At 34.0% G+C, this 25,327-nt stretch carries 12 protein-coding genes; 1 reads left to right on the top strand and 11 read right to left on the bottom strand.

The annotated features are described in order from the left end of the window. Window positions 1-54: 54 nt before the first annotated feature. The 8 genes from KHA90_RS03430 to KHA90_RS03395 form a co-directional block, all read right to left on the bottom strand. Window positions 55-2,178, bottom strand: coding sequence for an energy transducer TonB (locus KHA90_RS03430; protein ID WP_213295649.1), 2,124 nt, complete (start codon window positions 2,176-2,178; stop codon window positions 55-57). Window positions 2,179-2,196: 18 nt separating this feature from the next. Further along, the gene (deoC, locus tag KHA90_RS03425) at window positions 2,197-2,940 is read right to left on the bottom strand and encodes a deoxyribose-phosphate aldolase (protein ID WP_213295369.1); all 744 of its coding nucleotides are present in this window, start codon (window positions 2,938-2,940) and stop codon (window positions 2,197-2,199) included. 109 nt (window positions 2,941-3,049) lie between these two features. Further along, the gene (locus KHA90_RS03420; RefSeq protein ID WP_213295365.1) at window positions 3,050-3,433 is read right to left on the bottom strand and encodes a VanZ family protein; all 384 of its coding nucleotides are present in this window, start codon (window positions 3,431-3,433) and stop codon (window positions 3,050-3,052) included. Beyond that, the gene (gene gcvH / locus KHA90_RS03415) at window positions 3,426-3,806 is read right to left on the bottom strand and encodes a glycine cleavage system protein GcvH (RefSeq protein ID WP_213295361.1); all 381 of its coding nucleotides are present in this window, start codon (window positions 3,804-3,806) and stop codon (window positions 3,426-3,428) included. Before gcvH ends, KHA90_RS03420 begins: the two co-directional genes overlap by 8 nt. Before the next feature lie 87 nt (window positions 3,807-3,893). Next, window positions 3,894-11,108, bottom strand: a complete 7,215-nt coding sequence (gene sov / locus KHA90_RS03410) for a T9SS outer membrane translocon Sov/SprA (RefSeq protein WP_213295357.1) — start codon at window positions 11,106-11,108, stop codon at window positions 3,894-3,896. 25 nt (window positions 11,109-11,133) lie between these two features. Then, window positions 11,134-11,715 carry a Holliday junction branch migration protein RuvA gene (gene ruvA, locus KHA90_RS03405; RefSeq protein WP_213295353.1) on the bottom strand — a complete coding sequence of 194 codons (582 nt, stop codon included), beginning with the start codon at window positions 11,713-11,715 and terminating at the stop codon, window positions 11,134-11,136. Window positions 11,716-11,792: 77 nt separating this feature from the next. Further along, complete coding sequence (locus KHA90_RS03400; RefSeq protein ID WP_213295344.1) at window positions 11,793-14,084, bottom strand: NADP-dependent malic enzyme; 2,292 nt, start codon at window positions 14,082-14,084, stop codon at window positions 11,793-11,795. Between the two features lie 160 nt (window positions 14,085-14,244). Next, window positions 14,245-14,670: a CBS domain-containing protein gene (locus tag KHA90_RS03395; protein WP_213295341.1), complete on the bottom strand. Its 426-nt coding sequence runs from the start codon at window positions 14,668-14,670 to the stop codon at window positions 14,245-14,247. A gap of 816 nt (window positions 14,671-15,486) precedes the next feature. Here KHA90_RS03395 and KHA90_RS03390 point away from each other — a divergent pair. Then, window positions 15,487-15,807, top strand: coding sequence for a hypothetical protein (locus KHA90_RS03390; RefSeq protein WP_213295339.1), 321 nt, complete (start codon window positions 15,487-15,489; stop codon window positions 15,805-15,807). Window positions 15,808-15,892: 85 nt separating this feature from the next. On the opposite strand, the gene KHA90_RS03385 is transcribed toward KHA90_RS03390, so the two are convergent. From KHA90_RS03385 to KHA90_RS03375, 3 genes are read right to left on the bottom strand one after another with little or no spacing between them, the layout of a single operon-like run. Then, the gene (locus KHA90_RS03385) at window positions 15,893-17,893 is read right to left on the bottom strand and encodes an OmpA family protein (protein WP_213295336.1); all 2,001 of its coding nucleotides are present in this window, start codon (window positions 17,891-17,893) and stop codon (window positions 15,893-15,895) included. 12 nt (window positions 17,894-17,905) lie between these two features. Continuing rightward, window positions 17,906-18,811, bottom strand: coding sequence for a PorP/SprF family type IX secretion system membrane protein (locus tag KHA90_RS03380; RefSeq protein WP_213295334.1), 906 nt, complete (start codon window positions 18,809-18,811; stop codon window positions 17,906-17,908). A gap of 50 nt (window positions 18,812-18,861) precedes the next feature. Further along, complete coding sequence (locus KHA90_RS03375; RefSeq protein WP_213295332.1) at window positions 18,862-25,119, bottom strand: T9SS type B sorting domain-containing protein; 6,258 nt, start codon at window positions 25,117-25,119, stop codon at window positions 18,862-18,864. Window positions 25,120-25,327: the final 208 nt, after the last annotated feature.

Below are 25,327 nucleotides of genomic sequence, written 5' to 3'. Positions count from 1 at the left end.
ATAAGGACTTGCCCATCTTTAACACTATTATTTCGAAAAATCTTATTAAAAATCCTAGTAATCAAAATACCAATTAAAAATATCGGAACGCAATCCGATAGTGAACCAGGTTGTACTTTGCTTAAAAGTTGTCGCCGTTTCTTGTGTTGGGTCAAAATTTCTGTAAAGAAAACTTCCGAAAAATTTCAAATTTGTCATTGGGTTGATCAAGTAACCTCCCTGAATATCGGCAATAAAAATATTGGTTTTATTTCCCTGTCCCACTTTTACACCTGTATCATACGGACGATCTACGTCGTAGCTTTTATAAATATTTCCTCCGTAATTGTAACTATCTTCAGGAGTATCAAAATCTAAACCTCGTTTACCAATTGTAAATTTGGCATCAGCATAATAACGGCCTTTATGATAACGTCCAATCGCAACCAATTCTTCAAAATTTCCACCCCATTGATGGCCAAGACTTTGATTATTATGTCCGTAATTGGTAATAATGGCACTATGTGAATACACATACGGACGCACATGATTGTACTCTACCTGCAACAATAAATCTTTAATTTTAAAAGCATTAAAATATTTTGCTCCAAGTTGATATCCAAATTTATTTTTCCAGCTATTCTCACCGGCTCCCATATCACTTATAGAAAACTCATCGAGTAAAAACTGAGCATATAAATTTACATTGTTGCTCCATTTGTATTTAGACGACATTCCTAAAAGTGCATTTCCGCTTCGGGAAGAAGATGAAAACTCAACGGAACGATAAAAAATAATAGGATTGACGAAATTAATATCAAAACCTCTATTATTGGTATCTGTCCAAACTACTGATTCAAAAAATCCTAAATTCAATTTGTTCGAAACATTCCAACTTAAATAATGGTTTGCCATGAATTTTGTAGCATACGTTTTCTCTAAAGTAACATCAGGACGAACATCCTTAAGCCACATATAAGTGTTTGTATATTTTATTTTCCAGAAAGTCGTATTAATTTTAAAATAAGGATAAGGACTTGCGCCATCACTTTCAAGCAAAGAACGATATCCATCTCCAATAAAATTTCTTCCATAACCTAACTGAAAGTCAAAAATCTTACTTGGCGCATAAGTAATATTAGCTTCCGCCAAAGGAAAATCGTATGCATCTGTTTTAAATCTTTTTGCAATTCCCATACCCGGAATAATCGCCGGATTACCACCTGAAGGTTTTAATGTTTCGGCATAATCATTATAATAACCTGCAAATCTTCCCTGACTTTCAAAAACCGTAGTTGTAAAATTGATTTGTTTTCCTAAACCTCCTCTAAAATTCAAAGCACGCGTATTTACATAAGTGTATGAAGCGTCCAGATCTGAAGCTTTCCCCATTTGTAAATCAAGAATAGGATTTAATGCCAGCCAATAATCTTCTCCCTGAATCTGAACCAGATTTTCATTCCAAAACTTTCTTCCCAACCAGGTCGAAACATCTTTTTTCAGCGATTGATTTACGGCATTTAAATTATAATATTTTGAAACCTCAGCATAAGTATATGGCTTTGAAGCTGTATGATTATTACTTCCTACCTGATTCATTGCGCCATCAAACTGTGCATAATAACTATGGGAAAAAGGAATGTTTAAATGACTTTCGAATTCAGGATTGTTGTATTTTTTATAAATAATACTATCTAATTCTGTCATTGGTTTTTGAGCCGGTTTTAAAATTTCGGCTGCAGCCAAATTTTCGGATGCAATTTGATCAGCACTTTTTAAAGGTACACCTATTGAAATAGTATATTTTGAATACGTTGGTTTACCATTATAAGTAGATGGTTTTATTTTAGGAAATTTTCCGAAAACACGTTTTGCTTCTTCAGCCAATTCATCGTTTACAGCATTTACATAAATAACTTTAAACTCTCCGTTTGCATCGACTTCAAAAAGCACTTTTACTTCGCCTTTATAATTTGTCTGTTTTAAATTTTGCGGAATCTCAAAATTACCAAACACGAAATCCTGCACTTCTTTATAAAAACAATCTTCGAGTTTTTTAGCTTGCAAATTTTCACAATTTGGAAAAACAGGAAATTGCTCTGATGTAAAAGCAGGTTTAATCGATGACTTATTATTTTCTTGCGAAAAAGCAAATACGGCGGAAAGTGTCAGAATAAAAGATAGAAAAATCTTATTCATGTAAATTTTGGTTTTCATTTAATATTGATTTGTGGTATTTTCTCCGTTTGCAATTGCTTTTGCAACTGAAGTTCCGATGCGCTTAACGCCTAAACGAATCATTTCTACAGCATCTTCATATGATCTAACTCCTCCGGCAGCTTTTACTGACAAAGGCGATGCGTTTTCTAACATCATTATAATAGTAGGAACAGTTGCTCCGTTTGGCATATCGTTTTGGGTTTCATAAAAACCGGTTGATGATTTTACAAAAACAGAAGTATATTCTTCTTCCTTAAAATTTGAGATTACAACATTTTTGATCAATGCCGAAAGCTGAATAATTTCCTTATCACTTAAAGCCGCAACTTCAATAATCCATTTTACTGTTTTATTGTTTGCAAGACCAATTTGTGTTCCTATGAAAATTTCCTGTTTTACTAAAGCAAGATCTCCATTTTTAAAAGCTTCATAATTACAAACAAAATCCAGATCATCTGCTCCGTCTTCAATTGCTTTATTGGCTTCTTTAATCTTTGTTTCTAAACTTGCCTTACCTTCGGGAAAATCGATAACAGTACCAATAAGCAAAGCTGAATTAGCTTTTACAATCATTTCTTTAGCTAAAGAAACATGTTCCGGCCGAATCATAATTAGCTTGAAGCTTTCCAGAATAGCTTCTTCAATGGCGCTTTTTACCACAATATTATTTTCTGCTTCCGAAAGTTTGGCTTGCGAGGCAGTTTTCAAGTAAGTGGAATCTAAATATTGCTTAACATTCATGATTGTATAGAATTGCGACAAAAATACATTTTATATTCAGAAAAAAATACACTTTTTAAAGCTTGATTTTTTGGCAATAAAAAACCCACCGAAGTGGGTCTTTATATTTTTATATTTTATCGATTTGCTTTTTAAAAACTATTGCCGTAAAAACTCCAATAGTAGCTCCAAGTGCATTTGCTAAAACATCCGTCACATCAGCAGCCCTTGTGGTTGTAAAAACACTTTGTAAAATTTCGATTGTAATTCCAAAAAAAACAGAAAATATAAACGAAATCAAATAGGCTTTATAATCATCAGGCGCTTTCCCCTTTAGTTCTTTTTTGAAGAACAAAATCCATGAAATTGTAAATCCGAAATGAAAACAAAAATGTACAATTTTATCTATACTTGGAAAATTTACAGCGGGAATGTTACTTGAATCCGTCAAACAAAAATAAGTAATAATACCCGAGCATATCATTGCCCAAAGCAGCAGGAATTGTTTAGGCACCGATAAGTTCTTTGTAAGCTTCGTCAGATAACAATGAATCTATTTCTGATGCATCTGAAATTTTTATTTTAATCATCCATCCAGCTCCGTAAGGATCAGAATTAACTGTTTCCGGTGCGCTTTCCAAACTTTCATTAAAAGCAATTATTTCTCCTGTTAAAGGCAAAAACAAATCAGATACTGTTTTAACAGCTTCAACCGTTCCAAAAACCTCATCTTTATCAAGTGTCTGATCTAAAGTTTCTACTTCAACATACACGATATCCCCTAACTCTTTTTGTGCAAAATGAGTAATTCCTACAGTTGCAACATCTCCTTCGATGCTAACCCATTCGTGATCTTTTGTGTACTTTAAATTTGCTGGTATGCTCATAATACTATGTTTGAAAATTGATAATTTAATAATTAAGCCACAAATGTAATAATCTTCTAATGAAATCTTGTTTAGAATCCAAGAAAATTAATTTCCGAAATTATAGCGAAGCGTAAATCCTGATCTGATGTTCGTTAAAGGAAAAGAGGTCGAAATTACCGCTTTTGAGAACGAATGATCGTAATAGAATATTGCCGTAAGGTTTTTACTAAACGAATAATCAGCAGTTAATTTTAATGACCATATATCTTGCCCTGCCGCTAATTGATTATTATCGTAATCTAGATAACGTACTAACGTTTCATTTTTTCTAAGAGAAAAATCGGCTTTAATATTGATATCACTTTTTATAATTCCCGTTGGACTATCTGCTAATCGTGATGAGAAAATAACATCTTTAAAACGATATCCCATTCCCACTATATATTCCATACCTTTTACTTCGGTCAATAAATTATTATCAAAACTCATTGATAACGCTCTGTCTTTTTTGATTTCGGTAAGAATTCTTAATGAACTTTTCAACTCAAAATCTACTCGCATTAGCGGACTAAACTGTTCTACCAAATTGACATTTGACATGATTGTTTTGTTATAGAAATTGGTGTTGACATCTTGCCCATTTGGTGTTTCTAAATAATCAAAATTAGATCTAAACTGATTTATAGTATACGATGCTCTGTAATTGTGCTGTAATGAAAAACGCTTGAATTTATCTTTGAAATATTTATAACGCATCAATCCGTTGTATTTTATACTCCAGTTAGGAATAGGAAAGCTTTTAAAAATATCTGTTGAACTTCCTGAAGCATCACTTCCTGAATAAGCGGCTAAAAATGCCGGCAATAAAACTGCCTGATTACTTTTTGTAAATCCTATTGGATACCCCTGATTGGCAATATATATTTTATAACTAGGGTCTGTTTCTGCCGGAATTGGATTGTTTGCATCTCCATACCTCGGAATTGCCGCTCCTGCACCATAACGATCTGCTGCCAGACGATCTGCAATTACTAAACGGTTAGTTCTAAAATCATCAAATGCAGCCGATTCAGTTTCACTACTTGTAGAGAAAGCTGTTTTTATCAATACGGTTGAGATCGAGAACATTCCATAAGTGTACGGTGACAAAGGCGTATATTGTCCATCTACAACACTATACTGCTCTGAAGAATTTTCAGAATAAGCACGATCCATAGACAAGTCGACTTTTAAATCAGGTAATAAATCAATATTTGCTGTAATTTTCAAAAGCTTATTTGTTACCTGAGTAAAATTCTGGTTGAAGTCCTGATAATCGGTTAACCAGCCTCTTTTTGCTGCTTCATAACGAACATCATCCTGACTTCCAAAAACGAATCCTAAACTTGGTCTTGACGATCCTAAGAAACCTACACTTGGTGTATATCCCGGCAATACTGTTCCGCTGTTTTTAGTATAATTAACCTGAATGTTTTTTACACTGGTTAAAATACCTATCATGCCATCATAAAACGGACTACTGCTTGTTATCGGTTTTGCTGTATTAACAATTTTTTCTCCTGGTTTTGGTGGCGCCGTTGGTTTAGGTTTTGCCGCCGTTTTTGATCCTGGCGTTAATCCTAAATATTTGTACAACGTGTTCATAGTAAAAGTCGTTGTCAATGTATTAGAATTCGCGTTCTGAATTGTATTCCCTAAATCAAATTGGTTTCCATCCGGATCAATATATTCAGAAAATGCAGTTGACGAACGCTGCCAGTTATAATCTGCTGTATAAGAATATGAAGCTTTTACAAAACTAAAAACCGGTATTTTATTTATCGGAATATCATAATTCAACACTAATTGCTGTACGTGTTGATTTGGTGTTCCTATGTCTAAATAATCATCCCAGATATTAAAATCCTGTTTTGGCGTATTATCATCATTCAGGAAGTTTCTAACAATATTATTTGATGCTGCTGTATAATTTAATTTCAACGATTTTGTCAAATTATAACCAAAACCATATTGATAGTTAAAGGCAAAATTACGTCTGTACAAAGGATCAAGTCCAATTCCCTGAACCTCTACTTCTCTATATTGCTGACGATTACTTTGTCGTATAATATTTGTATTAAAAGAGATATTAGACGGTAAGTAATTAAAATTGAAATCACTTAACAGTTTCCAATATTCACTTTTTTTCATGAATTTGTTTTGCTTGAAAGGAACAACTTCTTTTGGCTGAAAAGTGTACGCATAATTTACTGCTGTATTGGATTGCTCATCTACATAATCTGCAACTTCATAATCATGACGCTCTACTTCATTATAAGATTGAGATAATGTTAAATTCTCAACATCATAAATGTGTGGCTTTTGCTCTGGCGCCCTATCTTTTCTTACTCCAATAAAATTAATGCTTCTTCGCTTTGTATAATCAATAGCACGGGTTCTGATATTTTGTTTTTCTGCCGGATCTGTAGTTTCTCTTATTAACTGATCCAATTTTATATCCTGATTAAAAGGATCATATTCAGGTGTAATAATTTCTTCTCCAATAGCATAATTGAAAGGCAGATTGATTCCCCATTTTGGAGGTAATAATTTACCTAAATTAAGATTTGTTACAATGTTGTATTGCTGAATATCTTCACGATCTCTTTCGTTTGCTCCTTGTTCTAAAGAGCCAAAACCTATTGTACTCTTTTTACCGGTTGCCGAAATGGTAGCAAAATCAGCCATATTGGTATCAATATTTAATATTGCCGCCATACCGCCTTTATTCTCCATGTCTGCCAGACGAAGCTCATTGAACCAAACTTCTCCTTTTATGTCTTTATGATCTGCCCTGCTTTTTAAACCAACCATTAAATTTCGAACTAAACCAAAGTTAGGATTTCCTTTTATCCCTAATCTTAATTTACTGTCACCATCTCGTAATTCGGGACTTCCTTCGATGCCTATATCATCATCGGGGTAATAAACTCCATTGACATCTCTTTTATTAGAATTAATATCAAGCGGCATGGCTTTAATTTTCATTCTTGTCAATAACTCAAGCGCCAGATCAATATTATTATCTTCCAGCCAAACCTCTTCTGAACTTAGAGTACAAGTTCCTCCTGTTCGGGTTACTTTTAACGGAATTTCAACTTGATAAAAGTTTTGTGTAAAGTCATTTCCAAAACGAATAAAACCTATCATTTCGTCATCTAACAATGTGCTTTCATTAGGCAAAGATTCAGCGTGTAAAAACATTTTAAGTTTTTTATACTGACGCATATCAACACTTACGTTTTTAAATACGGCTCTTGAATCCTGATATTGTAAACCAGCTCCGCCAACTCGCAATGCTAATGCTTGTTCGTTTTGATTAATGATTGTATTGTTATTGTACAATTGCTCTCTTTGAACTCCGGGAGGCACTACATAATTCACTGGACATTTTGTTCCGTTTTCCTGAATATTAACTGCTGCAACGTCAAACTCAGTTCCATCATCATCCGGAGTCTGATCATTTGCATCAAGTGTTCCCGTATATCTTCTCCATTCTCCTCTTACTAAATCTAATGCTCCAAAACGAACTGTCATCTGATTACTAAAACCAGTCATAAACATACGCATGAATCGGATAGATCTAAAATCTGTAATGTTACCAATTGTATTTTGTGGCTGAGAAACCGGAATTTTAAACTGAATCCATCTTGCTGTTGTAGTTGATCCGTTTGGCAAATCGACATTAGTTACCTCACGAATATCTGTAATAAAATTTTGTCCCACCTGCATTCCAGGTTTTACATCAATACTATATTCATAATAAGCATTAATTGTGTTCATTGTATTGTCACGATTGATGTCCTCAACATCCGGCAAAGTTGTTGATCCGCGATTAGGATCATCAATACTGACAGCAGAGTTTCCTTCAACTCCATTATAATTTTTATAGCGTTCCAGAACTCCTCCTTCAGTATTTAAATAATACTTGTAGTCATCTGCAGCAGGATCTGCTTCTCCTGCATAATTAGTATAAACAGAACCTTCTCTTGAGTTTGGCAAACCATCTAAACCTACATCCTGATTCGCACGATTTTCTGCATTTGTATCAAAGGCATAAATTAACGATTGCGATGCCGGAACATCTCCCCAAAGTGGTTGCGGATTTACCATAATCTGACCTGGTCCTAATCCGTTTTCATATTGTTTTCTTCCGTCTTTTAGTACGTCTTCAGAAATTTCACCTAAGTTAAAATATATTTTTCCCGTATTACTAGTTGGCGCTTCTGCATTTCCAACATAGGGGTCCATAACCCAAAACTGAATATACTCCACATTTCCCTGCTCAAAATTTGTTGAATTTAAAGCACGCATAATTCCACCGTAATTAGTGTTTGCGGGAATTGTACTAAAATTAGGATTGTTATTATATGGTCCTCTGTCTGATGGATAATAGCTTAAATCTAATGTATTAATAACCTGAATTTGTCCTTGAGCAATATCTGTATTTGGATAAAGTTCTTTACTATAAATACGTCTTGTTGTGTTTAATGACAAATCATCATTTGAAATTCCGGATGGTTTTGAGGAATAAAAAACAGGATCAATTGTGTACCATGCTAATTTTGCACGTTTAAAACCATATTCTAATGTATTTGAATTGGCATTAAAACTATTGTCATTTATTGAATTTACAAATGGTGTAGAAGCTAAACTCCAGGCATAAGCTGATCGCATATCGATTGTAGATTGCGAACCTTCAAAATCATCAACATAAATAGTTGCTTCTCCTTCAAAATCACTTGCTTTTGGCGCATCAGGTCTTAAGAATGCAACTTCTCCACGTACTGAAAGATTCGAAGGAACATCTGTATCAATATTTGGTAATTTATTTACTAATCTTGTAAAAAACGGAACTTCGGTTGAGTAATTTCCATTAAATCCAAAAATAGTATTGTTTACAGATTCCTGACCGTAACTCGATTTTTGAGTAAATGGTTTCTCTGTCATTTTTAAGAAAGTTCCACCAATTACAAAATTGTCTGAAATTTTATGTTCAACATTGAATCCCATAAATCTTCGGGTTTGTTGTCCGAAAATTGAATTGTTTTCTAACGAAACTTCAATTGGTGTATTTGAAGCCTGAAGTGAAGGATCTAAAATCTGAACTCGACCTAATTGATAATCGACACTATAATCAATTCCTTCAACTAACTTTCTTCCGGCTGCCATAACAACAACAGAACCTTGCGGAACGTTGAAAGCACCAATTGGAATACCGTTACTTCCGGATGATTTATATTTTCCTCTTAATAAAAATTTGTTTTTATCACTGTCCTGCAACGCTCCGGATTGTGTGTTGCGATACATATTTCTAAACACATATTTTTGTTGATTCGCATTGTATGAATTTGGATCATCATAGTTTTCGCCTGATCCTGTATTTTGTAATTTTCTAAATAAAAGTTCCCCAAAAGGTTCTTTAGTGGTAAAAATAATTCGCCCGTTTTGAACATCTACAGTAACTCCCGGAATATAATCAAAGAAACCATCTCCGCCAGTTTGCGGATCATTGTTATAATTTAATCGGTCAAGGTTAAATACATTCAATAGTGGCGTTTGATCTACTTTATTATCCGCAGTTGCATTTGCAGGAAAAGTAGTTCCCTGAACAGGTGATATATAATTTATTGGCGAAGGATCTGTATAAAGTATATTTAATCTAAAATCATCTTGTTTGATTTGATATGCCTGAGGAATTTGATAAACGTTTTTCATCATCAGATTCCAAACTGGATTTTGAACATTTGTCAAATTGCTTTTCAGCATTTTCAATACTAAACTTTGTGTAATAATAGCCTGATTTGCATTATTGTTTCCTGTAACTACAGTTGCGTCAACTCCATCGCTACCAAATTCTCCTACCTGATACACTTTACCTCCAACAGTATATTCAAACGCTACTGCCAGAACCTCATCATTTGCCAAACGCTGCTGCAATGAAAAGTATCCTAACTGTGCATTAAAAGTATATTCGTTGGTAGTTAATTTTCTGGCGTTTTCAAGTACAGAGTAATCTGTTCCTTCGCTGGTGTTTGCATTATTGAATCCAGATTTTGCTGTTACAATTTCTCTAATATTCGAATTTAAATAAGAACCTGCCTGACCTATTGTTGACGGATCGTATTTGTTATTGTTGTTATCTGTAGGTGTATCAATACCATTATTAAAAAATCCTGCTGTAGAGCTTATAACGACAACCTGATTGTCAGGAACACCTGTAATTTGACCCTCACCTAAATCCTGAAGCGCAATAATATTACGTAAATTGTTATTACTTGTACTTACACGATTTTGCTTATTGGTTACCCAAACTTCTAATCTTGTAATTTGAACACGGCTATCAATAAATGGATAATTTTTTAGCGAAGCATCGTATTTGTTTCTAAAATATTGAGATAAAAAAAAGTGTCGGTCATTATCATAGTCCAAAGCATATAAATCAAAGTTTTGAACTGTTCCTCCACCTTCTGCAACTATACTCTTTGTTTGTGACTTCTGTTCTGAGAAAACTCCGGTTACGGTTGTCTTACCAAATTGCAATTGCGTCTTGACCCCAAACAAACTTTGAGCACCACGAATAAGGGTACTGTTTAATGGCATACTAACATTACCGACTTCAACTTTTTGAACGATATCATCTTCTGAAGGAGTATATGCCAGCTTAAATAAATTCTGGAATGCAAATGTAGATTGGGTATCATAGTTGGCATTAACCTCTAATCTGGTTCCCACTTTACCCATTAAACTCATACTGATTCGCTGATCGAAATCAAAAGTAAGACTTGATCTGTTTCTTGGTGAAAAAGAAGGATTATCTTGTTTTGTATATCGAACACCCAAATCCATCTCTACTGAACCTGTGGGTTTTACATCGATTGTATTACTACCAAAAATACTTTCAAAAAGGCTTGAATTAATATAATATCTAGGTAATAAATCTTTTTTAGCGGCTTCGCTTCCTAGTTTTTTACCATCAATTGCATCTGATTTTTTTCTGAAATAATCTCTTCTGGATTCTTTCAAAACTAAATCCTCGTACTCTTGAGGCGTTAAAATAATAGGGTAATTGATTGAAAAACCATCAACCGATTTGGTGTAGATATATCGATCTGTAATAGGATCATATCTGTAAGCAGAAAGTATACTTGGTGGATTATCTAACTCAACTTTCCCAACAGAGAATTGAGTTTTCGTTGTATCTTTAACCGCTGGATTTACTTGCGCATGCAAAACATTACTGCAAACCAAAAACAGTAAAAAAATACAAATTTTACGCATACAATTCGTTTATATAAAATTGAGTTTATAGGCTTTTTAGGGCTTTCTTGATGATTGTTTCTACAGTAGCTTCCGGGTCTTCTTTTACGATTTTCTCCACTACTTTTTCTGAAGTTTTTCGGACAAAACCTAAAACTTCCAAAGCAGATAACGCTTCATCTCGGTTTGTATTGTTTTGGACTACCGAAACTTCGTCTAAATCGTACAACTTTAACACTTTTTCCTTTAAATCAAGGATAACTCGCTGTGCTGTTTTGTTTCCAATTCCTTTTATTGACTGTATTACACCCACGTCTCCGGATGCGATTGCATTAATTATTTGTCTTGGCTCGATTGAAGATAACATCGTTCTTGCAATGTTTGCTCCAATTCCGGAAACAGATAATAACATTCTGAATATTTCGCGCTCTGATTTTTCAGCAAAACCAAATAAAGTATGCGCATCCTCTTTAATTAGAAGATGCGTATACAGTTTTATATTTTCCACATTAGGAATTAATGAAAAGGTATGTAAGGATATATTTACCTGATACCCAACTCCTCCACAGTCAATCACGACCTCTGTAGGATTTTTCTCCACCAACTTCCCCTGTAAATGTGCTATCATAGTATAATTTATTAGGGTCAAATATAACAAAAATGCAATAAAAATACGACAATATTATTCGATCCTTATTATTTGTACTATTTAGCTAATTTATTTTTTTTATTTTCTTTCTCCTGAGCGTCAATAACTGCAATTGCTGCCATATTAACCATCTCCTCAACACTTGCTCCTAATTGAAAAATGTGAACAGGTTTACCCATTCCCATCATAATTGGACCTATTGAATTTACCTGATACAACTCTTTTAACAGCTTATAAGTAATATTAGCTGACTCTAAGTTAGGGAAAATCAATGTGTTTACTTTTTTACCTGCTAATTTAGAGAAAGGAAATTTCTCTGCAAGCATTTCCTGGTTCAAAGCAAAATCTGCCTGAATTTCTCCATCAACAATTAGTTCAGGATGATTTTTATGCAAATAAGCTACTGCTTCTCTCACTTTTCCTGCTCCCGGACTTGTAGACGAACCAAAGTTTGAGAATGAAACCATTGCTATAACTGGCTCAACTCCAAACATTTTTGCTGTTTTAGCGGTCATCAATGCAATATTAACTAAATCTTCGGCAGTTGGATTAATATTGATTGCCGTATCAGACAAGAACATTGGTCCGCGAGACGTCATCATCATGTTTGCTGTTGCTACAAGTGATGCTCCTGCTGCTTTATCAATTAGTTGTAACATTGGTTTTACAACACTTGGATAACTTCTGGTATGACCTGTTACCAAAGCATCTGCTTCGCCTTCGTTCACCATCATTGCTGCAAAATAGTTTCTTTCGCGCATGAATTTTTGAGCATCGAGTAATGAAACTCCTCTTCGTTCTCTGGTTGTCCAATATGAAGTTGCAAACCTTTTTCTTCTTCCGTCTTCTTCTGTCGTTTTAGGATCAATGATTTGAAGATCAGCATCAAAACCTAATTCAGCTTTAAGTTCTAAGATTACATCTTTATCACCTAATAAAATTGGAACACCAATACCGTCTTCATGAACAATTTGCGCTGCTTTTAATACATTTAATTGATCTGCTTCAGCAAAAACAATTCTTTTAGGATCCATTTTAGCACGGTTTGTAATCAAACGTACCATTTTATTATCGTTCCCCATACGTTCACGAAGTGCATCTTCATAAGCTGCCCAGTCTGTAATAGGATTTTTTGCTACTCCGGATTCCATTGCTGCTCTTGCAACTGCAGGCGCTACGATAGTGATCAAACGTGGGTCAAATGGTTTAGGAATGATATATTCCTGACCAAAACCTAATTTTGTTGCGCCGTAAGCTACGTTAACTTGCTCAGGAACTGGTTCTTTTGCCAAAATAGCTAATGCTTTTACAGCAGCCATTTTCATTGCTTCGTTAATTTTTGTAGCACGAACGTCTAGCGCTCCTCTAAAAATATATGGAAAACCTAAAACGTTATTCACCTGATTAGGAAAATCAGAACGCCCTGTAGCCATAATAACATCTTTACGAGTTTCTGTAGCTAGATTATAATCGATTTCCGGATTTGGATTTGCCATTGCAAACACAATCGGATTCTCATTCATTGTTAATAACATTTCAGCAGATAAAATTCCGCCTGATGATAATCCGATGAAAACATCTGCACCATTTACAGCTTCTGCCAAATCAATTTTAGCACCGTCAATAGCATATTTTAATTGTAACTCTGATAATGCAGGATTGTCTTTTGTTAAAAGTCCTTTACTATTGAACATTAAAATATTTTCAACTTTAACACCTAATAAAACGTACAAATCTGTACAGGCAATCGCTGCAGAACCTGCACCGGAAACTACCATTTTTACATCTTCGGCTTTTTTTCCTGCTAATTCTAATGCATTGATTAAAGCTGCCGAAGAAATAATAGCCGTTCCATGCTGATCATCGTGCATTACCGGAATATCTAATTCTTCAACCAGTCTTCTTTCGATTTCAAAAGATTCCGGCGCTTTAATATCTTCAAGATTAATTCCTCCAAAAGTTGGAGCAATATTTTTTACTGTCTGAATAAATTCTTCAATATCTTTTGTTCCTATTTCAATATCAAAAACATCAATATCCGAGAATATTTTAAACAATAAACCTTTCCCTTCCATTACTGGCTTAGAAGCTTCAGGGCCAATATCCCCAAGTCCTAAAACAGCTGTACCGTTTGAGATAACGGCAACTAAATTTCCTTTTGCTGTATATTTGTAAACGTCATCAACGTTTGCTGCAATTTCTAAACATGGCTCTGCAACACCTGGCGAATAAGCCAAAGACAGATCTCTTTGGGTTGCGTATTTTTTTGTTGGAACTACCTGAATTTTTCCTGGAGTTGGTTCTGAATGGTACAGTAACGCTTCTCTTCTTTTACTCTCTTTGTTCATTTATTTTTAGCTTTTATTCTAGCTTACAAAGATATAAGTCTTGGTTTAAAATGGCGTATTTTTACAGCTTTCTTTTCTTAAAATAACATTTTTTGAAAACCAAAAAAAATAGCCCGCTATTATTTGGACTATTTTATAAAGCATATTTTTTAAATTTCCTTTACTGAGAAATATAGGAATTTAAGTGATTTATTGTGTCTTTTTGAATTTCTATAATTGCTTTTACAACATCACTTATAGAAATTATTCCAACAACAGTTCCATCTTCTAAAACTGGTAAATGTCGGATTCTTTTTGTACTCATTAGTTCCATGCAATCCTCGATATTGTTTGAAAGGTTTACCGAAAAAACATTACTTTCCATAATTTCATGAACAAATGTTTCTTTTGAAGATTTATCTTTTAAAACAATTTTTCGGGCATAATCCCTTTCAGATAATATTCCTTTTAAATCATTATCATCAATAACAAGAATAGCTCCTATGTTTTTCTCTCCCATTACTTTTAAGGCTTCATAAACCGTTGTGGTTGAAAGTACCGAATAAACATTTTTTCCCTTTGCGTTTAGTATTTGATTTACAGTCATATCTGAAAAAATTTAGATTTATAAAGTTAGAAAAAAATATATATCACACAACAGCGAAATCGATTTTTTAAAACACAATACATTCATTTTAAACATAATACGCTTAATTTTGGGTTTCCGAAATATTACCTCAATAAAATGAATGAATTTTATGACTTTTTTGAATAAAATGCAGGTTTTTTTAATTTTGTAGATTGCGTGAATTGTTGTGTGGGTGTATTCCCTACGGGATATTTTATTTTGGGGTAATTTGGTTTCTACCAATATTTAACTCCTAGCGGAGTATTTTGGAGAAATTAAATATTGGTAGAAATACAATTTACCCATTAGAATTGCAATGCTCCAAAGAAGCAAGATATTTATAGCAAATCATTTACGACATTAAAGTAAAGCTCCAGCGGAGCGACATATTTATAGCCATCATTTACGATAACAAAATAAAGCTCCAGTGGAGCGACATATAATCAACTAAATATGTCACCCCGATGGGGTTCAATTACGCAAATTTTTAATTTTTCTATAAATATGTCGTCCCGCTGGGACTTAAAATGGATTTATTCAAAATCAAAAAGATCTACCAATATTTAACTCCTAGCGGAGCATTTTGGAGAAATTTAATGTTGGTAGAAAAAGAAATTCGCCATTGGAATTTGTCGCATAGGAACTAAACACAAATTTATCGATTATCAACAAAACATCTCTTTCAGTCGATTTAAAACATTATATTTTATACAAAAAAACTTAAATAACATATTAACGTATGTCGAAATTAATAACTATAAGTCGGAGATTGTATGACTTAAAAAACATACTATAATGGAAACAAACGAAACTCAAAAATTAGAGAATCTTAAAAAATTAATTGCTCCGTATTTCAATCATTCAAAATCGAATAATGACAATTCAGAAGTTTATACTGCACAAATTAATATTAGTTATTATGAACTTGGTTGTGTGATTACCAATATGTTAAAAATGTGCGTGATGACGCTCGATAATGACGGACATATAAAATCAAGCACAAACAAAAATCCCATAAATGTGTCGCTCATTTTAGAAATGGTTCTTGAGATGTTTCCTTTAAATGAATTTGAATTATTAGGTGAAATTAACCAAATGGTTATTGGGGATAATTAAATCGTCGATGTGTCGCTTTGTGTAAACACGACCACAATCCACATGCGTAATCGTGGTGATATACAATTACAATCCAATCATAAAATTACAAATATGTAATAATAAACTCGCTTCGTCTGTTTTGTTGATGTTGTGTTTCAGTACATTTTACACCATCAGCACATTTATTTACTAATTGGGTTTCCCCAAATCCTTTTGCAGCTAATCGACTGGCATCAATTCCTTTGTTGATTAACCAGTTTTTAGTGGATTGCGCCCTTTTCTCGGATAAAATCATATTATTTGAGGCTGATTGTCTGCTATCTGTATGTGATCGAATATCGAGATTTAATGTGGGATATTGTTTTAGTACATCAACAATTTTCTGTAATTGAGGTTCTGATGATTTTCTAATTGTAGCTTTGCCTAAATCAAAAAAGTTCATTGGGATATGAAGTGTTTTTGCCAAATCTGTTCCCACTGTAATAGGTTTCATTATTACGGATTTAACAGAAACTGTTTTGATCATTATGGTCTTGGCTAATAACGGTATGACTTTCTTTTCTAGCGAGATAAGCAAAGTCATTTTTCCGGATCCTTTTTTTATCGTTACCGGAATTTCCTTTATTTCATAATCGTTTCGTGATGTTTTTATTGCATATTTTTTACCACATTTTACATTTGGAAAAACATAATTTCCTTTTTTGTCTGAAACAACTTGTACTGAATTTTGTCTGGTTTCATCAAATAAAATCAACGTTACATTCGAAAGGATTTCATTTGTATCTGCGTCTGTAACTGTGCCTGTTAATTCCTGTTCGCAAATTAGTTTTCTAGTTTCGGTAAATCGGTAAATATCATCGAATCCATGACCATTTTCTCTATTTGAAGAAAAGAAACCGTTTCTGTTTTTGCTATTTATTATAAAGGCAAAATCATCTTGTTTACTATTTATAGGTTCTCCAAGATTTTGAATTTCATCATAGGAATTGTCTTTATTTATTTTTGAAACAAAAACATCAAGTCCTCCTAATCCGGGTCTTCCATCACTGGCAAAATAAAGTTCATTATCACCGGATATAAAAGGAAAAGTTTCTCTTCCTTCGGTATTAATAGTGCTGCCTAAATTTTCTGGTTTTCCGAAGGTTCCGTCATCGTTTATCCTCACTTTAAACAAGTCAGATTGCCCTAATGTTCCCGGCATATCTGATGCGAAATACATCGTTTTATCATCTGAACTTAATGCAGGATGTGCTGTACTGTATTGATTACTATTAAACGGAAGTTCTTCAATATTTGACCATTCCCCTTCAATTAAACTTGCTCTGTATAGTTTTAGTAAAGTAATTTTTTTTTCATTTCTGCCTCTTTTCCCGTATAAAAAATTGTTTCGGGTAAAATACATTGTTCTTCCGTCTTTTGTAAAAATAGGTGTTGACTCATTGAATTTTGTATTAATTTTTTTCTGAAAACGCTGTGGAATGCCAACGCTTCCATCAGACATTAATTCGGCTGTATATAAATTGGTAAAGGATTCATTTGTCCATTTAAAGTTTTTCTTAACTACTGTTCCGGTATCTCTGGCAGAAGTAAAAACTAGTCTATTGCCTAAAATAGTACTTCCGTAATCTGAATAGTTTGAATTGATTCCTGCATCTGCAATTTCATATCTTCCGGAATTAAATTTTATTTCTTCCAGGTAATTTTTATTGTTTTCAAATAAAACGCCTCTTTTATCTGTCTTTAATTTTCGGTTGAATTTTTCTAAAATCACATCTGATTTAGTGTAATTTCCAGCAGATTTTAAACATTGGGAATATCTGTATAAATATTCCGGTTCCTGCTGCTCATTCATTGCGAATAATTCGTCATACCATTTTAAAGCATTAAGCAATTCACCATTAAAATAATAGGAATTGCCAAGACGCTGAAACATTTTTTCGTCTTTATAACCTTTGTTTGCTATAACTTCATAAGCTTTTATGGCATCAACATACGCAAAGTTTTCATACTTGTTATTTGCATCGTCTATAGTATGTGTTTGTGCACTTGTATTTAAACAAAACAGTAAAAATAAAACGGTATATTTTAGATTTTTTATTACCATGGTTTGAACTTTTTAGAAGAATCTTGGTGATGTAATTCTGTTGTAATTATTAAGAAACTCAAAACGCAGGAAAATTTCATGTGATCCGGAATTATATCTTCTTAAATTAGTCGTTTCATAATCATAACCGTATCCTATATACAAACCATCTGTTACCTGAAATCCTGCCATTGCACTTACTGATGCGCTCCATCTATAGGCAAGCCCTAAAACAAATTTGTCGTTAAACATAAAATTACCCGAAACATCAACTTGTAAAGGAGCGCCCTCGACCATTTTAGTCAATAATGCCGGCTTAAATTTGATATAGTAATCAAGATCAAAAACATAACCCGCCATGAAATAATAGTTTATTTTATCTTTAAAAATTGCCGTATCATTGTCATTATATCTATTGGTTTCTATAAAATTAGGAACTGACAATCCTAAGTAAGCTTTACTTGAATGCCAATAAACCCCTGCTCCAATATTAGGTGTAATTTTATTGTTTAAATCCTGAAATTGCGGATCTCCCTGATCTTCAAAACTTAGTTTGTTTACATCTAAATTAAAAAGATTCGCTGTAGCTTTTATCCCAAACGAAAGCTTAAAAGTATCAGAAGTTGGAACTGTATAGGATAAATCAGCCGATAAAGTATTCTCATTAGTTGGACCAATTTTATCGTTGACTAATGAAACTCCTAATCCCAGATTACTATTACTTAAAGGTGTATTTACCGAGAATGTGCTAGTTTCCGGCGCGCCATCAAGTCCTACCCATTGCGTACGATATAATCCAAAAACACTTAATACGCCACGAGAACCCGCATATGCCGGATTAATAGTAATTGTATTGTACATATATTGTGTAAACTGAGAATCTTGCTGCGCGGAACATATAACCGAAAAAAACAGAGAGATTAATATTATCTTTTTCATTTAAAAAGCTTTAAAAAGCGGATTAGCAAACAGCTAAACCATTTATAATTTTATTTGTTGATATATAAATAACCTGAAAGTTCATGCGGATTTGAAGCTGTGTCTTTGTATTTCAGAATATAAAAATAAGTTCCTACGGGCAATCCATCAGCTTGTTTTATTGTGGTTCGCCCTGCTGAGAAACCTACAAAAGAACGATCTTCATTATTATAATTATCTGTATCGTAAACTAAAACTCCCCAACGATTGTAAATTTCTACTGTGTTTTCAGTATAACATTCTAATCCCTGAATATAAAATCTCTTATTTTTTTCGTCTCCGTTTGGAGAAAATGCATTAAAGACTTTTATTACACAACCATTCAAAGGCATTATAGTTGGCTTGTCACCAGAATTATCCTCCCCATCTGATTTGTCTTCGACAGTAATTCCTTTTTTGCTGGTTCCTTTTACAGTTGCCTGATTGCTTACGCTTCCTTTATTGATGTCGCTTTGTGTGATTTTATAAGTCGCTGTAAAATTATTGTCATCAGATTTGTTTACCTCTAAATCAATTGCTTGTCCTGAAATTATAATTCCAGGCAAAGGATCTGAAATCACAATACTAGTTAATGGAACGTTTCCTGTATTTGTTACTTTAAATTTATAAGTAATAGTTTCACCTGCATTTGCGAATCCACTATTATTTTCGTCATTAAATATTGCTGTTTTAATAATCGCAATAGAAGGAACTTCAACAAAAACCGTTAAAATTCCGTTGCCGCAATTAGATGAATTTGCTTTTTCACAAACTTGGTATGGCAATGTATAATTTCCTCCGGGCGTATTGGGTTTTACATTTACAGTTCCATCTAAATTGAATTCAAAATAAGGATTTGGTGTATTTGTAATTACAACATCAGCAGAATTAATGGGTAAACCTTTTAGTAAATCATTGTCTAAAATGTTGATAAATTCAAGTGAACCATTTATTCCGTCAACACTGGCAGTTTCATTAACTACAACAATTTGTGTTAGCGGTACAATTGGTACTATTGGCGGAGTAACACCTACAACATTCACTACGGAAATTTTCACAACCGCTTCACTACAATTAGATGCGTTTAAAGCTTCGCATATTTGATATCTTAATTCATAATTTCCAGATGGCGTTCCTTGTTTTACTGTAATTGTTCCATTTGAATTTAAAATTAAATTAGGATTTGAAATAACAGTTGTTAAAATCAAATCTGCAGGATTAACTACTAGTCCGTTTAAAGTATCATTATTGAATATATTTGTTGCCGAATTTTGCCCTTTATTACTATCAACAGTTCCTGCATTATCATTATTTGCCTGTAAAATTGCTCCTGTCACCGGAACATAACTTTTTACAGAAGCACAATTATTTGTAGGGTTTATATATTCACAAATACTATATTCAATTTCATAGTTTCCTATTGAAGTTCCTGCTTTTACTGTGACTGTACCGTCAGCATTTAAGATTAATCCTGTTGGAACATTTATCGCAGTTAAGATTACTCCGCCTGGATTATTTGTGATTACTACGGGAATTCCGTTCAATCTATCATTATCCGTTAATGAAAATGTAGTTCCACCAATACTGCCATTTATTGGCTGCGTATTTTCGGTTAATGCAATAATTACTCCTTTTTCAACCAAAACCGTAGCAGTGTTAGAAGCACAATTTGCCGGGTTTGCTCCTTCTTCACAAATTTGGTAAGTAATTGTGTAAGTTCCTGCTGGTGTATTGGTATCCAAAGTTAATTCGCCATTTGCATCAATATTTAGCGGACCAGTTTTAATTGGCGTTACATTGGTATTGGCAGATGTAACAGGAATCCCGTTTAAAGTATCGTTTGTGGTAACATTTCCAACTGTAATTATTGTTGCTGATGATGTTTGCGCTCTAAAACTATTATCAACATTTGCAATTAAAGTATTCCCAACTACAACTGTTGCTGTTGTTGTTGCACAATTCGCTGGATTTACTCCATCTTCACATATCGTATAATCAATAGTATAAGTTCCTGATGCAGTATTTGGAGCCAAAGTCAATTCGCCATTTGCATCAATACTAAGTGGACCTGTTGTAATTGGCAGTACATTAGTATTCGTTGATGTAACCGGAAATCCATTTAAAGTATCATTTGTTGTAACGTTTCCTACCGTTATCGCTGTTGTTGATGTTATTTGTGTTCCATAAGTAGCGTCAGCAATGGCACAAATTTTAGAACCAATAACAACACTTGAATTTAAAGATTCACAACCATTAGCCCGTGCTACAATATTGTAAGTTCCTGCTGGAGCAGTAATTATATTTCCGTTTTGAGTAACACCTGTCGAAGGTGTTATCAAGTAATTATATGTAGCATTAAAATTTGTTATTGTAAAACTTCCCATTGTTGTACCACATATCAGCTGAGTTATCGCGCTTAATAAAGGAACTGCGGGCGTTACCAACATTTCCTTATTTCTAAAAGCCGATGTTGACACAGAAGTACAATTCGTATTTCCAGCCGTAAGCGTATAATCTGTTCCGATGATCATTCCCGAGATAACCCCTGTTGAAGTAATTGTTGGTCCTGTTGGATTGAAAATATAAGTTAAACTTGAATCATAATTTGATATTGTGGAGATTCCGTCAGATGAACATGTCGGAGCAGTTGATGCAATCGTAGGAAAATTTGGCGTAATCAACATCGCATTATTTTTAAAAACTGATGTTGCCACAGAAGTACAAGTTGCATTTCCAGCCGTAATCGTATAATCCACTCCGATTGTCATTCCTGAAATAATCCCTGTCGAAGCTATACTTGGTCCTGTTGGATTAAAAGTATACGTTAAACCTGAATCATAATTTGATATTGTGGAGATTCCATCAGATGAACATGTCGAAGCCGTCGATACAATTGTTGGAACATTTGGCGTAATCAACATCGCATTATTTTTAAAAACTGATGTTGCCACAGAGGTACAAGTTGCATTTCCTGCCGTAATCGTATAATCCGTTCCGATTGTCATTCCTGAGATAATCCCTGTCGAAGTTATTGTTGGTCCTGTTGGATTAAAAGTATATGTTAAACTTGAATCATAATTTGATATTGTGGAGATTCCATCAGATGAACATGTCGAAGCCGTCGATACAATTGTTGGAATTGCAGGCGTTATCAACATCGCATTATTTTTAAATGCTGATGTTGCCACAGAAGTACAAGTTGCATTTCCAGCCGTAATCGTATAATCCATTCCGATAATCATTCCCGAAATTACTCCTGTTGAAGCAATTGTTGGTCCTGTTGGATTAAATGTATACGTTAAACCTGAATCGTAATTTGATATTGTGGAGATTGCATCAGATGAACATGTTGGAGCAGTTGAAACTACATTTGGTATTGCTGGCGTTACCAACATCATATTATTTGTAAAAACTGATGTTGCCACAGAAGTACAAGTTGTATTTCCTGCCGTAAGCGTATAATCCGTTCCGATTGTCATTCCTGAGATAATCCCTGTTGAAGCTATACTTGGTCCTGTTGGATTAAAAGTATACGTTAAACCTGAATCGTAATTTGATACTGTGGAAATTCCGTCAGATGAACATGTTGGAGCAGTTGATGCAATCGTTGGTACATTTGGCGTAATCAACATCGCATTATTTTTAAAAACTGATGTTGATGTAGAACTACAATTACTTATGCTTTTAGCAGTGACAGTATAATCTGTTCCAACCGCCATTCCAGAAATAATACCAGATGAAGCGACACTTGGACCCGTTGGAGTAAAAATGTAAGATAAGTTTGAATTGTAATTTGATACTTTCGAAATTCCAGCTGATAAACATGTTGGCGCTGTTGAAACTATTGTTGGTGTTGCCGGAGTTGGATTTACGGTTACCAATACTGATGTTCTGCTACTCTCACAATTACTTGCAGAAGTTTGGCTTACATAATAAGTTCCTGTTGATAATAATTCTGTACCTAAATAAGCTGTTCCGCCTGTATTCGTATTGTACCATTTTAGAGCACTTCCTGTAGCAACTAATTCATTGACCTTTTTAGCATCTGCTGAACAGAAACTTTGAGCTGAAGCCGTTGGTGCGGTCGGAGTTGCATTTACCGTTACAACTACTGGTTTTATATCTGAACATCCTAAAGCAGTTGTTCCCTTAATATAATATGTACCTGTTGTAGCTGCTGTTGGAGTTGCATATGATGTTGTCGCCGTTGAGTTTGTCCAATAAGTAAAAGTTAAACCTGATGAACTTCCTGCTGTAATTGCCGGAGCAGTAATATCAACTTTTGATGGAGAACAAACTGCAGCCGGATTAGTAATAACTAATGTCGGTAATGGATTTGGCGTAGTAGAAACACTTGCCGAATTATTAGTCATATCACTATCTGTGGTCGTAGCGGGTAATGCTGCTGTGTTAGTGTAAACTCCTGTAGCATTTACTTTAGCAATAACTTTTAATGTTTCAGTAATTCCTCCGCTTACATCACCAATACTCCAAACTCCTGTTGCTGAATTGTAACTTCCAACTGTTTGTGTTGAACTTATAAATGTGTATCCTGTAGGAAGTAAATCATTTACAGAAACTCCGGTAGAATTATTAACTCCTAAATTACTTAGCTTCACAGTAAATTCCACATTAGAACCTACGCAAGGAGTCGCATTGTCAACTGTTTTTGTAATTCCTAAATCAGTACATAATGTTACGCTAACGGGTTTGGATTGGGTTTGAACGCCACAAGCCAAAGTTGACGCAACCGAGTAGGATCCTGTTTTTGTAGCTATATATGAATTTGAGTTTGCATTTGTTATCGGTGTACCATTAAAATACCATTGATATGGTGTAAAACCTGAAGGGGTTGTAAGAGTCGCTGTATTGTTCGTACATCCTCCTCCTGAAACATATGCCATAGTTGGATCTTCTGGCTGAGCAGCAAAATTTGAGAAAAACCCTGCCATAGAAAATCCTCCTCCTTGCTGTACAATCGAAACTGTTAATTTAGCTGTACTTGATATCGAAAGAACATTTGGACTTCCTATTTGTGTATCTTCAAAGTTAATTATATACCAGCCTGTTGATCCTAATTGGTGACGTGCATTAATACCTGTTACTGTTTCAATATTAGTTCCATTTACATTTACAACAGCCGTTGCATCTTTCAAAAGAACATAGCCAAAATAGGGTAAAGATCCTGTTCCATAATTCCTAAATTTAGCAGTTTCAATAAAATTTGATCCTCCACATTCTGATACTGGTGCAATGGTTGAAATATCGACTTCACAAGATTGTGCTGTCCCGGAATACACCACTACATTTTTATCTGCGGAAACTCTTGAAGCTGAAAAGTTAGCGGCTGTAACCCCATTAACAAAAGTAAAGAATTTACCTGCCGTTGCTAATATTGTTGTTTTTGTTCCTACTAATGCTCCTGTAACCGAATAGCTATCAACTGTAACTGTAGTATTGTCTTTTGTAGCAACAACCGTAGTTTGCTCCGCTGTATCATTTCCTTTTCCTCTTTCAATAAAATATTCTGAACCTAAAACTGATTCGGGTGGAATCTGATTAAATGCTCCGTCTCCACATCCTCCAGGTGTATCAATTGCAGCAGAGGTATTCATCACACTTGAATTTGATGATTGTACCAAAGTCCCTATTGGAGCTTTAAACAAATAACTTTGACCGGCATCTAAAGTTGCTTTAACAACACCGTCTATAGTCACCGACGTCCCATTTGTTATTGCCATGATACTATAAATAGGACGTTGATCACCTAAACTACCAAAATTTCCTAAAGAACCATCTCTGTAATATCCTACTCTAAATCGAACTCCAATTCCTGCATCACCAAAACTTGTTAATGCCGCATTTCCTTTCATATTAGCATCTACATTTTCTCCGTTTACATAGTCATCAGAAGCAATATTTCGCATATTAATTGATGTAGGTGCAGTACTTTCTACAATTAAACCAGCAGCATTGATAACTGTATTTAATGGATTCATAGATAGATTTTTAGAAAGCAACTTAAATCTATAAATTGCTGGCGCTCCTTTTATGGCTGTCAAATTTGCTTCAAGAGTACCGTCACTCTTTTTTAGAGTGATATTTACTGTAGTAGCCGAATTTGTTGCAATAACAATTTCATTTGCTTTGCTAAAATATTGCCAGGGTGCCGGTGCAATGTAATGTTTTGTGTAAAACTGCGCTGATGCATTATAGCTAACCAGTACTAACAATAAAACAAGAAAATTTAGTCTAAATAATTTAGATTGACCAAAGATAGAGTTACACATAAATAACGATGATTTTAAATATAGAAATACCAAAGGCTGAATAGCCCAAATTAGCATTCAACATGTAGAGGAGATACGATAAAATAAGAGAAATGGATTTTAAAAGTTTTATAAAAAACTTTTTTAGATCTTTAAAAAAATAATGTAGCGTTTGGACCATAAATAGCATTAGGTTCAAGACACAAAAATTGTCTCTCGGTTAGATTAG

It is taken from the genome of Flavobacterium psychroterrae (assembly GCF_018380615.1).
Taxonomy (GTDB): Bacteria; Bacteroidota; Bacteroidia; order Flavobacteriales; family Flavobacteriaceae; genus Flavobacterium; species Flavobacterium psychroterrae.
Note: the sequence above shows the minus strand (reverse complement) of the source record. Positions and strands in the feature narration are given on the sequence as shown.

What these genes read in the sequence shown, in the direction of transcription:
- ruvA (WP_213295353.1), bottom strand. Translation starts at nt 11,715, where the DNA reads ATGATAGCACATTTACAGGGGAAGTTGGTGGAGAAAAATCCTACAGAG.
- KHA90_RS03375 (WP_213295332.1), bottom strand. Translation starts at nt 25,119, where the DNA reads ATGTGTAACTCTATCTTTGGTCAATCTAAATTATTTAGACTAAATTTT.
- KHA90_RS03395 (WP_213295341.1), bottom strand. Translation starts at nt 14,670, where the DNA reads ATGACTGTAAATCAAATACTAAACGCAAAGGGAAAAAATGTTTATTCG.
- gcvH (WP_213295361.1), bottom strand. Translation starts at nt 3,806, where the DNA reads ATGAGCATACCAGCAAATTTAAAGTACACAAAAGATCACGAATGGGTT.
- KHA90_RS03390 (WP_213295339.1), top strand. Translation starts at nt 15,487, where the DNA reads ATGGAAACAAACGAAACTCAAAAATTAGAGAATCTTAAAAAATTAATT.
- KHA90_RS03380 (WP_213295334.1), bottom strand. Translation starts at nt 18,811, where the DNA reads ATGAAAAAGATAATATTAATCTCTCTGTTTTTTTCGGTTATATGTTCC.
- KHA90_RS03385 (WP_213295336.1), bottom strand. Translation starts at nt 17,893, where the DNA reads ATGGTAATAAAAAATCTAAAATATACCGTTTTATTTTTACTGTTTTGT.
- deoC (WP_213295369.1), bottom strand. Translation starts at nt 2,940, where the DNA reads ATGAATGTTAAGCAATATTTAGATTCCACTTACTTGAAAACTGCCTCG.
- KHA90_RS03400 (WP_213295344.1), bottom strand. Translation starts at nt 14,084, where the DNA reads ATGAACAAAGAGAGTAAAAGAAGAGAAGCGTTACTGTACCATTCAGAA.
- KHA90_RS03430 (WP_213295649.1), bottom strand. Translation starts at nt 2,178, where the DNA reads ATGAATAAGATTTTTCTATCTTTTATTCTGACACTTTCCGCCGTATTT.
- sov (WP_213295357.1), bottom strand. Translation starts at nt 11,108, where the DNA reads ATGCGTAAAATTTGTATTTTTTTACTGTTTTTGGTTTGCAGTAATGTT.